This is a genomic window from Methanobrevibacter olleyae (assembly GCF_900114585.1).
Classification (GTDB): Archaea; Methanobacteriota; Methanobacteria; order Methanobacteriales; family Methanobacteriaceae; genus Methanobrevibacter; species Methanobrevibacter olleyae.
This window is the reverse complement of record NZ_FOTL01000015.1, coordinates 12,705-25,854: the sequence shown is the minus strand read 5'-3', so window position 1 is coordinate 25,854 and position 13,150 is coordinate 12,705. Positions and strand designations below refer to the sequence as shown.

The window sequence follows — 13,150 nt, the reverse complement described above, 5'->3', positions numbered from 1 at the left end:
TAATTGAATTAGATAAATTTGAGTTTTTTAAATAATAATCCTATTTTATTAAACTAGATAATTTTTTTAAATAATAATCCTATTTTATTAAACTAGATAATAAATAAAAGATTTGAGTTTTTTAAATAATAATCCTATTTTATTAAACTAGATAATAAATAAAAGATTTGAAATTAAAAATGAATAAGTTAGTTAATCTAATTACTATACTTTTATTGTATAATGTACTATTTAAATCTTTGTTGTATATAAATGTACATGATAGTTAAAAAGTGTTGAAAATGTTTTTTAAAAATAATAAAAAATAAAGAAAAACAATAATTTTAGGTTAATAAAATAAAAAAATTTATATAATTATTAAATAAATGTATAAATATTATTTAAAATATTAAAAAATAGTTTTTATATAGTTAATTAATAATAATTAACATTTACTTAATTATCAATTAAAAAAATAAGTAATTTTCATCTTGAATTAACTAAAAAAACTAAATGATCTAATTTATCTAAAAAAGGCAATAATATGATGATAAACTATTTATCAAAACAGGATATAAAAATCATTCTACATTATCTCGGATATATTATGGAAGGGATAGGAATCATACTATCCATACCTATAATTGTAGATTTAATTTATAGTGAATATAATTATCCTATTGGATTAATTCCATGTATAGTTTCATTTGGATTAGGTTTTTTATTTGTCTTTAAATTTAGAAAATACGATAGGCTTAAATTTAAACACGGAATGATTATATCTAGTATCGCTTGGCTATGGGCAGGATTTGTAGCAGCGATTATAATGGTACTCATCTTGGATATATCATTTTTAGATGCTTTTTTTGAAAATGTTTCTGCATGGACAGGAAGTGGATTAACCATTTTTAATGATGTGGAATCTTTGCCAATGTCAATTCTATTTTTAAGAAGTTTAGAACAATGGATTGGTGGATTAGGAGTAGTAATTATTTTTATAAGCATAGTTATAAAGCCTGGAACTTCCGCATATAAATTATATAGATCTGAGGCAAGGGAAGATAAAATAAAGCCCAACATAAAAAATACACTTAAAAAAACCATAGAAATATATATTATTTATACTGCAATAGGTATCCTTTTATATATTCTAGCAGGGTTGCCAATTTTTGATTCTGTAAATCTGACATTCACTACAATATCTACTGGTGGAATGTCAATAAAAAATGCAAATATCGGATATTACAACAATAATATAATTTATTTAATTACAATCTTCTTAATGATATTAGGTGCTACAAGCTTTACAGTTCATTACAAAATGATTAAAACAAAGGGAAATGCTATATTAAAAGATATACAATTCCAATTCATGATTATAGCCATTATAATTAGTGGAATATTTATTGCACTATTAACCCATATTGCTCCAATGAATGTAATATTCCATATAGTTTCTGCAATAACAACAACAGGAGCAAATATAGCAAGCCCAACTGAATTAGCTTCTTGGGCACCTACAGCATTAATATTAATAATAGTATTAATGGTGATGGGAGGTTCTTCAGGATCAACAGTAGGTGCTGTAAAAATTATTAGGATAATTACCTTTTTAAAAAGTATACATCTTACCGTGACAAACTTAATATCCCCTGAAGGAAGGGTTGTAAAAACTAAAATAGCTGGAAAATCAATTAATGAAAGAGAGATGAAAGAATCTACATTATATATTTCAGTTTATTTAATGTTTTTAATAATATCTTGGATTATAATGACTTATTATACAAATAATCCAATTAATGCATTATTTGATGTTACATCTACAATAGGTAATGTTGGATTAAGTACAGGTATAATAAATGGAAGTTTAGATACAGTTCCTAAAATATTATTAATATTTTTAATGTGGATAGGAAGATTAGAAATAATTCCTGTTTTACTAGCAATTAAGCTAGGAGTAGAAACCTTTGAACAAAAGTTAGAATTAGTAAAAATACTATTAAAAAATAAAATAAAGAAAGCATGATAAAAACATTGCAATTTTAGAAAAGTTATAAAAAATAAAATAAAAAATTGCAAATCTTAAAAAAAAAAAAATTATAAAAAATAAAAATTTTCAAAGCTTAAAAAAATTATAAAAAATAAAAAATAAAAAGAAATTCTATAATTTTAATTAAATTAAACTTCAATTAAACAATAGAATTATTAATTGCTTTGCCTTTTAATCGGTGGTATGTAACGTTTTAAGAGTAAGGACAAACTAATAACTGTAACTGAACTTAATGCCATAGCTAGTCCTGCCCATTCTGGACGGAAAACTATATCAAACAATAAGAAAAGTAAACCTGCAGCTGCTGGAACAAGTAACATATTATATGCAAAGGCCCAGAAAAGATTTTCTTTAATCCTTGTCATGACTTTTTGAGAGAATTGAATAGAGGCAACCACATTCTCAAGGTCTCCTTCCATAACTACAATATCTCCACTTTCCATAGCAATATCAGTACCATTACCCATAGCTACACCAACATCTGCTTGGGAAAGTGCAGGAGCATCATTAATTCCATCTCCAACGAATAAGACTCTTTTACCTTCTTTTTGAAGTTGGCTAACCTTATCAAGTTTATCATTAGGTAATACATTTGCCATCACATTATCAATACCAACAGAATTTGCTACAGTACTTGCAGTTTTTTCATTATCTCCTGTAAGCATATAAGTCTCAATGCCCATTTCATCTAAAGCATCAATAGTGTGTTTTGAATTGGATTTAATTTTATCCATTAAAGTAATGATTCCTTTAATTTCACCATTAACAGCCATTACAATAGTTGTTTTAGCTTGGCTTACAAAAGTATCAAACTTATTTAAAACTTCTTCACTTACAAAGACACCTTCTGCCTCCATAAGTTTAAGGTTTCCTGCTAAAACTGGTTTTATTTCTCCATCAATAGTTACATTTGCTTTTAAACCCTTACCTGTAAGATTTTCAAAGTCATCAAGATCAAGTAAAGATAAATCTTCCCTACCTTCACTTCTTAATTGAATATTATCTAACTTAAATCTATTTAATATAGATTTAGCAATTGGGTGATTTGAATTATTCTCTACAGTTGATAATATTTGAAGGAATTTACTTTCTTCCATATCAAAGGTTTCAATATCCTCTACCTCCGGTTTACCTTCAGTAATTGTACCTGTTTTATCAAATACTACAACATCAACATCTTGAGAACTTTCTAAAGTTTCACCATTTTTAATTAAAATACCATATTCAGCTGCTCTTCCAACACCTACAGTTACAGCAGTTGGAGTAGCTAGGCCAAGTGAACATGGACATGCAACTACCAAAACTGAAATAAGACAAGTGAGAGCAAATAATAAGCCAGCACCTGCTACAAAGTACCATAAGCAGAACACAATAATAGCTATCGTAAGAATTACAGGTATAAACCAACTAACAATCTTATTAGCTAATCTTTGTACAGGAGGTTTAGTACCTTGTGCTTTTTCTACAAGTTCAATAATTTGTGATAAAACTGTTTCAGAACCAATTTTTTGTGCTTCAATCTTTAAAGCACCATCTTGGTTAATAGTACCTGAAAATAGATCAATTCCTGCTTTTTTAAGTTTCGGTACTGGTTCTCCAGTAATCATAGCTTCATCAACATAACTTTCACCTTCAACTACAATAGAGTCTGCAGGTATTTTTTCACCAGGTTTTACAAGTAAAATATCACCAATATTAATCTCTTCTATATCAATTTCTTTTTCGACAGTATTTCCATCAGAATCTGTTGTTATAAGAGTAGCTGTTTTAGGTTGAAGACCAATAAGCTCTTTAATAGATGAAGAGGTTTTTCTTTTAGCTCTTGCTTCAAGATAACGGCCTATTGTTAAAAATGAAGGCAACATAACTGCAGATTCATAAAACATAAAACTTGAATCTAAAACAATGTTAAATGTACCTAATACACTAGAGACAAATGCTACAAGAATACCCATAGAATACATTACATCCATATCTAAGTTCTTATGTTTAAATGAATTCCAACCTGCTTTTAAAATTGGATAACTTACATAATAGAATGGGAAAATAGCTATTATTAATGATAATTGACCTAGAGTTAATGGAGGAATTGTATAGTGAAAATGCATTATAAGCATTAATATTGCTGCAAATACCAAACCAACAATAATTCTATATAATTTTCCGCGAAGATCTTTTTGATATCTTTCTTCTTCATCCATTATGTCTAATTCTCCATCAAGGCCAATATATTCAAATCCTAACATTTCAATGGTTTTTTGAATCTCTTTAAGATTTAAGATATCCCTATAATATTTTATAGTAACCTTTTGATTAGATAAATTAGCATTTGCTTCTACAACCCCCTCAACACGAGGTAAGAATTTTTCTACATTATTAACACATGAAGCACAGTGCATACCATCAATCTGAATAACAACTTCATCTTTTGGCACTGTAAAACCTACAGATTCCACAGCTTCATCAATTATATCAGGAGAAACATTATCATTGAGAACCATATTAGCTTTATTAGTGTTTAAGTCTACGTTGATAGATTCCACTTCATCAAGTTTAGCAAGAGATTTTTCAACAAGAAGTGAACATGAAGAACAATGCATGCCATCTACAGGAATGCTTAATTCTTTTTCCTTTGCCATATAATCCCTCCTTAATCATTAAATTAAGTAATTAATTAATTGAATATTTTATATTTTTAAAATACTTCTTCATTATACGAATTAATTTATATATTAGAAAATATTAATTAATTTTTAAAATTTGAAATAATAAAAATTAAAAAATAGTAATTTGAAATAATATTAATCATAAAAATGAATAAAAATAAGAAAAAATAGCTAAAAAATAACTACTTTACTTATTCCACATCAAATCCTGCTTCTTTAACAGCAGCAATTAAATCTGCATCAGTGACTTTTTCAGAATCATAGTCCACTTTTACAGAGCTAGTGTCTAATTCAGCTTTAGCCTCTTCTACACCATCTAAATCTTTCATAGAAAGTTCAACAGCCATTACACATGAAGGACAGTGCATACCTACAACATTTAATTCTTTTTCTGCCATATTTTCACCATAAAAATTTTTAATTTTTAAATTTAGTATTATATTTGTTCTTATATAATAAAAAGATTTATAAAAATTTTAATATTTTTAATATCTTTAGTGTTTTTAATAAATTTCTTATCATATATTTTTATTAATGATATACCTAACATCCCATATAAAGTTTTGGTATGCCTAAAAGAACTCAGAAAGATTACTTAGTAAAAATAATGAAGAATAGTATAAGATGTAGGTACGGAAAACTTATGAAATCTGCAATACCACATTAGGTCTTCTTTTTAGTTGTATTTTAGACAAAACACATGGGATTTTAAAGGGATAAAAATTCAGTACCTATTTATTTTTTAAATAAAATTTAAATTTTTATAAAATCAATGAACTAATTTTAAAACCTTATCTAAATAAACTAGACCTAAAAACTAATTCTAACAATTATTTAAATAAAATAAATTAAAATGAATTAAAATGAATTAAAATGAATTAAAATAAATTAAAATAAATTAAAATGAATTAAAATAAATTAAAATAAATTAAAATAAATTAAAAAATAGGATTATTTTTAAGTAATTTTCCATCTTGAACCACAGCTAAAATATTATCATTATCAGCTAAAGATTCAATCTTATCAATGGGATTTTCTTTAACTAAAACCATATCAGCTATTTTACCTAGTTCAATAGAACCTAATTGATTTTCTTGATTAAAGAATCTAGCTCCCTCAATGGTTCCTGCTTGAATAGCTTCAAGAGGGCTTAATCCAACATCTACCAATTGTTTAAGTTCACCAAGGTTTTTACCATGACTGATTACCCCACAGTCAGAACCCATTAAGAATTTAACTCCTTCCTGATATGCAATTTCGATGTTTTCTTTTTGGATTTTAACAACTTCCTTTAATTTTTTAAGTTTGTCCTCTGCAAAATTATCCCAGACAGGAAATCCTTCTTTAATAAGAGTTTGATGAACAATTAAAGTAGGAGTAAGATATATCCTTTTTTTAGAAAGTAGGTGTGAGGTCTTCTTGTCAATAAATGTGCCATGTTCAATAGATCTTATACCTGCTTTAGCAGATTTTTCAATTGCCTCTAAACTATGACAGTGAGCAACAACTTTTAAATTATAATTTTTTGCCTCATCAACAATAGTTTTTAACTCTTTAGTATTAAATTGTGAAAATTCTGGAGATGTATTGGGAGATAGAATACCTCCACTTGCCATAATTTTAATAAAATCAGCACGGGCCCTTATAACTTCACGGGTTTTTTTTAAAATCTCTTCTACACCATCACAGGTACCAATAGGAAGTCCTGGATAAGATAACTCCATATCAAAACCAGAATTTAAGTAAAAATCAAAATGTCCTCCAGTGATAGTTAATGGTTTAACTGAAATATTTAATCGTGGAGCTGGGAAAATTTTCTCCTTTTGAGCTATTTTAACTCCAATATCTGCCAATCCACAATCTCTAACTGTAGTAACACCTGCATCAATTGTTGCTTTCATATTATTTACAGCATTATAAAAGTGTAATGCAAGTGGATTTTTCATAGTATCTTCTTTATGAAATCCATTTGCCATAATATGAGCATGGGAGTCTATAAACCCCGGCAAAAGATAATTATCTTCACCATCTATAACAATATGATTGGCATATAATGTAGATTCTTCTTTATCTAAAGACTCTATTTTGCCATCTTTGATTAAAATATGTCTCTCATCAAGAGGCTCTTCATCAAAAGGATTTATAATGTTCACATTTTTAATGTATAAAGAAGTCATAAAATCAAGTCCCATAATCTAATTTATAAGATAACTATCTTTCCATTATCACTATCTACTTCAACCATTTTTCCATTTACTAATTCATCAACAGTTGATGGAGAATCAACCATTGGAATATTAGACATTATAGCTCCTGTTGCTATAATAGGTTCTGCTTTTAAGCAAATAATAGCTCGTGGTGCAGTATTGTTCTTCATCATCTGGAATATTACATAAGATCCTACTGTAGAACCTTTTCCTCCTGGAATAAAAAGCACTTTATCTTTAATAGATTGGCCTTTTAGTTCATGATTAGAATCAATGACTAGACCAGTTTCAGGGTCTACTCCACCTAAAAAACTAATAGCTTCACTAGATACAATTAATTCCCCTTCTGCTTTGCCTTTAGAAATATTTCTACATTCAATCATAAAATCACATATAAAGTAAATTTAATTTAAATTAATTAAAAGAACAATGAAAAAAATCATTAAATATATTTAGTTTGTAAATTCTATTATAAAAATTTTTAAAAAAAAATTAAAAAAGAAAAAAATAATCATCACATAGCATTAGAAAAAGTTTTAATCCAGCTTTTTCGAGCCGAAGCTCCTAAAAGCTAGTTAGTAAACATCCTTCTTCATAACTTCTCTTAATACTGCAGTTGCATAAGAACCTTTATCAATGGAAAACTCACATATTACACCATCTTCACTTGCTTTAGCACTTGCATCCCAAAGCTGAAATCTCATAGCTCTTCTAAGACCATGACTTCCTAAACGAGGCATTTTAGATACTTCAAAATCAGCTTTAGTTAAGTTATAACTATTTAAGATTTCCTCTTCCATTTTACCTACTTTACCACCTGCAAATGGAACTTTTGTACCATACAATGGAGAGGTCTGATTTATTTCAAAGGAAGATACCATTTCCTGAAACTCTTCATGGCTTTTATCCCTTACAATATGTTCTTCTTTATCAATTACAATATCTCCTTCAATATATTTATCCATACCCATAGCTACACGCTCACTTACTGCAGCATTAAATAAATATGATTGATAAGCATGAACAAACATTCTTTGAAGTGGTTTTGGAAGTGCATGAATAGCATTTTTATAAGCTTTATCTGATAATTCAACCTTAGATTTATCTAGATCATCAATATCGATTCCTTCCTTTTCAGCTATTTTGCGAATAGCTCTTTTTTCTTCTTTTATTAAAGCATTTAGCATCATTTTTTCGTAACGCATTCCAGGATGCATTAATTCTAATGATTTTTCAAGGTCTCCATCATCATAAGCTTGACGTGCAAGCCTTGTATCTTCACTTTCTCCTTCATGAGGATTTCCAATATATCTTCTTACAGCCTCTTTTAAATCATTTTGAATAAGAGCTTCTCCAACTAAATGAGTGTTTGTACGAGGTTTACCAAATCTTTGCCAGCCAAAGTAATTAGGAACACCTGTTTTTTCTAAAGTTTTTAAAATAGCATCTGCTCTTTTAGCTGCATCTTCAATAGCTTCCCTTCTTATATTTTCATCTTCAGAGTCCATTCCATCAATTTCTTTAACTAGTATTCTAAATTTATTACCTTTAAGTTGACCCATCCTTAGTTTTTTTCTTCCCCTTAGAACTTTTAAAAATTCTGTATTGTGAATAGTACCAGCAAGTGATTCAACCTCGCTAAATTGTTCATCAGAGTCCATATTAGCTATACAAATCCATTGACGAGTAATAGCTTTTTTATCCTTCATTCCTGCAAAACCCATTCTTTTTCTATCTATGTGCAAATCTCTTGCAATATCAAGTAAAACATCAAGGGTGGTTCTTCCTAATTTTTCAATCCATATATAAATATTTGGGCCTTCACCCTCTGGAATCACCTCCGGAATTTCTTCTACATAAAAGTCTTCCCATCTGTTTCTTATTGTTCCACCAATACCTTCTTCTTTTGTAACATAAGTATTTGCATTAAGCATAGCTATTCCTCTAAAAAAATATTATTGAATCCCTAATAACTAAAATAATTATAGAAATAGAATAATAAAAATAGTTAAAATTTATAAAAAATGCCCTGGCCGGGATTTGAACCCGGGGAATGGGATCCGCAGTCCCACGTGTTATCCAAACTACACCACCAGGGCCTAAAAACAATAAAAATAGTTTAAAATAGTTTAAAATAGTTTAAAATAGTTTAAATAGTTTAATATACCTTAATATACTTTAAAATGATTACCTTAATCTTTCAACTTATTATAATTTGTTAATTCAAATATATAAATCTTAGCTATAAAGAAATAAAGGATGATTAAATAAAATTTAATTAAGTTAAATAAAGAATTAATTTTCAAAATAAGTATAATTTATAGGAATAATTCCCATAGTTTCTAATAGCTACATTTACTCTATCTGCACTACTATAATCTCCATTTGAAGATAAAACATCACCATTTAATTGATTAGTTTCTACAAAAGCATAACGATGATTATTTTCATTATCATCCAAATAAAGGCTGAAAAAATCATCTAATAAATCTTTGACCTCTCTTTTTGAGGCTATTGAATTATTATTTGAAGACAAAATATAAGTTATTCTCTCTAAGATAGAATAATCTCTGCCATCAACTTTAGATGATATTATTTCCATAATGTCTTGACCTGTTTTAAAATCATCATTTTCCTTAGATAATGAAGGAATTTCAATATCACTCATCATATTAAAAGCTATTAAAACCATAAATAAGATAAAAATAGAAAGTAATGCATCTATTAGTGATACAAATCCCTTATTATCTTTAATTAAATTAATCATAAGCCCACATAAACAATGTTTTTAAATTTATATTTAATTTTATCATATAAAAAACTTTTTAAAGCATTGAAATAAGTTTAATATTGATTTAATATTGAAATATTTAATTAAACTGAAAAATAATAATTAAAATAAAAAATTAACTTAAATTATAAAAATAAAATAAGATTAGAAAATTAATTAAAATAGGAAAAATAGAAAATAGAAAATAAAAATAGTTAAAAATATAATAATTAAAAAATTACAAACTAATTAGAATTGATTTAGAATCAATTGGTGTTATATAAGCTTTTGCCTCAATAATAGTTTTTAACTTAGAAAATGAAATATCAAAACCTTTTTGATTTAATTTTTTTGCTAAAAGTTTTAAATCTTCATATTCTGCTTTTAATGAAATTAACTTCTCATCATCACTAAATAAATACTTAATTTTAACAATGGATTCTAAAGAAGAATTATTAATATTGATTAAAACCTTTTTCTCAATTAATTCATATGGAAACTTTTTATGTTCATGCTTAAAGATTTTCATACCTATTGTGCCAAATTCTAAAGCTAAAAGATTTGAAATATCATCAAAATATTTTTCCTCAAAATCAACAAGTACAATATATTCCATTCGTCCTTTTTTAGTAAGGGCATTAATTATATGAACATTTTTAGCTCCAACATCAATTATTTTATCTGTAATATAAGGAATACCTTCAGGAGGTAAATCATCAATTGTAGTCATTATTAACATGATTTCCACCTAAAAATGATGAAAAAATAAAAAAATAAGAGAAATTATTTAATTAATTTAATAATTTAAGTAATTTAAATAATTTAAATAATTTAAACTTATTTATTTTTAAGTTTTTTTAAATTTTTCACTATAAATCTTTCATTATAGTAGCTGCACGTTTTGCAACATCTTGAGCTCTTTCCATTCCTCCAGGAATAGAAGAACTTACATAAGCTCCACGAACTGCTTCTTTTGCAATAGCTTTAGAATCCCCATCAGCATACCCTACTGCAGCTGCAACTGCTGCAGGAACAATTACATTAATAATAGTATGCCCACATAATTGTAATTCAGTGATAGGAACTGCTGCAAGAGGTACAGCTTCTAAAATTTCAGATTTTTTATTTAAGATTGCATCAGGCAATATTTTATTAGCTAATTCTTCAAATACTATTTTTTCACCATCAATGGTAAGTTCTACATCTGCACGAGTATCAAAACCAGCATAATTATCTAAGAATAGATTTTCTTTCCTACGTGATCTTCCAGAATAATTAGTAATATTAATTTGAATATCTTTTCCCATCATTCCACTAAACAATCCAGAAGCTGCAGCTTGAACATTATTAAGTTTTTCATCATCAAGTGCTTTAGTAATTTCCTTAAGAGCCATACCTTCATTAAGTTTTTCATATGCAAATTCAGCAATTCTAAGAGTTTCAGCACTTAATGCACCTTCAGTTGCTAATATCATAGCTTTTGTAACTGGTCCTCTTCTAACTTGTTCAGATTTACGAGCAATAGTATTAGTAGCTATTTTAGCTATTGTTGGTTCAAGATAGAAATTAGATTTTACATCATTAATAGCTTCAGCGGCTTTATCAACATCCCCATTGTTTGCAAGTAAAACTTTAAGTGCAAGTATTGCATCTGCGGTCATATGACCTAAAGGTGGTTGTAATGGACCTCCAGAAAAACCTGCACCAATATCTAATGATTCTTCAAATGCAGAAAGCATTTCTTCAAATGCAATCATACCAACTACACTCGGACCACCAATATCTTTCATAATTACTCCAAAGTCACCTACAACTGTAGCTGTGTCATATTCTTCTCCAGTTCCTCTAATATGTAATTTTTCAGGTAATCCTGCTGCTTCACAAGCACCTAAACCTGCTACATATGCGCTGTTAGCTACGAAGAATTCACCATATTCCTCTGAAACTTCAGAATCTGGGTGAACAATTTCTAAAATAGCTGCTACACCAAAAATAGCAGCAATTATTGGACTTGGAGGCATACCTACATTTGAATATGCAGTTAACATTCCTTTTGTACCTGCATATGCTCCTTTACGAGCAAGTTCTGAAAAACCTATATCCTCCCCTAATGCATTGTGTCCATATAACGGACCTCCTCCAACGCCCAATGGAAGAATAGCTCCTTCAATAGGGGTTAAATTATTATTAAATATTTCATCATAAACTGCTCTTACAGCAGCATATCCTGAGATTCTATTATTTGCTTTTGGAGTAGGAATAGCAAGTACACCACAGCGATCTACACCTGCAATCATTCTTGCCATAGCTCCCAATTTCCTGTTTCCTGCTGGAACACCTGCTTGTGCATTAGTTCCTGCAAAATAACATAATGCAGCACTTAATAATGCTGCATTTGCTGCATCTGCACCACATTCTTCTGCTGCTTCAATTGCTTTTCTTAAGATATCATCAATAGGAAGTCTACCAACATTTTCATCAGTTAGCATTATATTGTTTCCTCTTAAGACATCATTTGCAATTGAGTTTGCAGAACAAATAGCTGCAAGATTTAACATACCATGTCCTTTTGTTAAAGCTTCTAATCTGTCACTAGACATATTATCCATATCTAATGTAGAAGCCATCATTGCTGCAATAATTTCTTTTTCCATATGTGTCACCTTTTGAATTAAATTCTAATCAATAAATCATTAATAAAAAAAACTTAAAAATCATAAAAGTAATAATATAACGCCATTATATTATTATATAATAATACTATAAACTTTAATATAAATAAATCTTATTAAAAAGAGAAAGAATCTTAAGTTTAAAAAAAATAAATTTAAGTTAATTAACTTAAAGAATAAAAATTATAACAATATAAAAAAAAATAGACAATAAAATTAAAAAATAGATAAAAATAAAAACTATTTAATGATCTTATTTTTAAATAATAAAAAATAAAAAATATAAGAAAAAATTTAATTAAAAATTATAAGATTCATTGATTTTACCAGTTATATCACGTATTTCAGCAGTAGCTTCTTCTAAGTGAAAAATAGCTAATTTATAACCAGTTTCATCATTATAAATTCCTTTTAAGAAATCATTGCCTTCAACTATAGCATCTGCAAAGTCATATGTTTCTTCAAAGACTGCTTTTCCATAATATCTAAGGAAATCTGTTTCTACAAGAGCTACAATTTCAACATAAGGATTTGCTTCCATTTGTTTATAAACATCTTTAAAGTTTCCTACAGCAAAGTAAAGTTTGCCATCTTTAAGTAAGTGAAAGCCAAGAGGCCTGTTTTTTGGTTTGTCTCCATCAACAGTTGCTAAGAAAAACACTTTCGCTTCATTCATAAACTCATCTATTCTTTCTGCACCTTCTAATGTCATATCCTCACCTTTTGAATTAATAAAGAATTGAATAAATAATTAAAAATTAATTAAACTATAATTATTACTAAAAAATTAAATAAATAATTAAAAA

The 13,150-nt window shown here is 27.7% G+C and carries 10 protein-coding genes and 1 tRNA gene; 1 reads left to right on the top strand and 10 read right to left on the bottom strand.

The features are described 5' to 3' along the window. The first annotated feature begins 523 nt into the window (after positions 1 to 523). Positions 524 to 2,005, top strand: coding sequence for a TrkH family potassium uptake protein (locus BM020_RS05345; protein WP_082762211.1), 1,482 nt, complete (start codon positions 524 to 526; stop codon positions 2,003 to 2,005). Positions 2,006 to 2,184: 179 nt separating this feature from the next. Here BM020_RS05345 and BM020_RS05340 read toward each other — a convergent pair whose 3' ends face one another. From BM020_RS05340 to BM020_RS05295, 10 genes are all read right to left on the bottom strand, one after another. After that, entirely contained in the window at positions 2,185 to 4,668 is a 2,484-nt protein-coding gene (locus BM020_RS05340; RefSeq protein ID WP_074798504.1) for a heavy metal translocating P-type ATPase, read from the bottom strand. 218 nt (positions 4,669 to 4,886) lie between these two features. Next, the gene (locus BM020_RS05335) at positions 4,887 to 5,093 is read right to left on the bottom strand and encodes a heavy-metal-associated domain-containing protein (RefSeq protein ID WP_074798502.1); all 207 of its coding nucleotides are present in this window, start codon (positions 5,091 to 5,093) and stop codon (positions 4,887 to 4,889) included. A 540-nt stretch (positions 5,094 to 5,633) separates the two neighbouring features. Further along, positions 5,634 to 6,872, bottom strand: coding sequence for a metal-dependent hydrolase family protein (locus BM020_RS05330; protein ID WP_067149218.1), 1,239 nt, complete (start codon positions 6,870 to 6,872; stop codon positions 5,634 to 5,636). Positions 6,873 to 6,895: 23 nt separating this feature from the next. After that, the gene (locus BM020_RS05325; protein ID WP_067148862.1) at positions 6,896 to 7,285 is read right to left on the bottom strand and encodes a DUF126 domain-containing protein; all 390 of its coding nucleotides are present in this window, start codon (positions 7,283 to 7,285) and stop codon (positions 6,896 to 6,898) included. Positions 7,286 to 7,477: 192 nt separating this feature from the next. Beyond that, positions 7,478 to 8,836, bottom strand: a complete 1,359-nt coding sequence (gene truD, locus BM020_RS05320; protein WP_067148859.1) for a tRNA pseudouridine(13) synthase TruD — start codon at positions 8,834 to 8,836, stop codon at positions 7,478 to 7,480. 91 nt (positions 8,837 to 8,927) lie between these two features. Beyond that, a tRNA-Arg gene (locus BM020_RS05315) sits at positions 8,928 to 9,001 on the bottom strand. Between the two features lie 203 nt (positions 9,002 to 9,204). Beyond that, entirely contained in the window at positions 9,205 to 9,669 is a 465-nt protein-coding gene (locus BM020_RS05310) for a hypothetical protein (protein WP_074798500.1), read from the bottom strand. A gap of 241 nt (positions 9,670 to 9,910) precedes the next feature. After that, positions 9,911 to 10,411 (bottom strand): nickel pincer cofactor biosynthesis protein LarC2, encoded by a 501-nt coding sequence (larC2, locus tag BM020_RS05305; protein ID WP_067147984.1) that lies wholly within the window; start codon positions 10,409 to 10,411, stop codon positions 9,911 to 9,913. Positions 10,412 to 10,541: 130 nt separating this feature from the next. Beyond that, a complete protein-coding gene (locus BM020_RS05300; protein WP_074798498.1) occupies positions 10,542 to 12,326 on the bottom strand; it encodes a hypothetical protein in 1,785 nt (594 codons plus the stop codon). Positions 12,327 to 12,642: 316 nt separating this feature from the next. Continuing rightward, complete coding sequence (locus BM020_RS05295) at positions 12,643 to 13,056, bottom strand: pyridoxamine 5'-phosphate oxidase family protein (RefSeq protein WP_067147990.1); 414 nt, start codon at positions 13,054 to 13,056, stop codon at positions 12,643 to 12,645. Positions 13,057 to 13,150 lie beyond the last annotated feature (94 nt).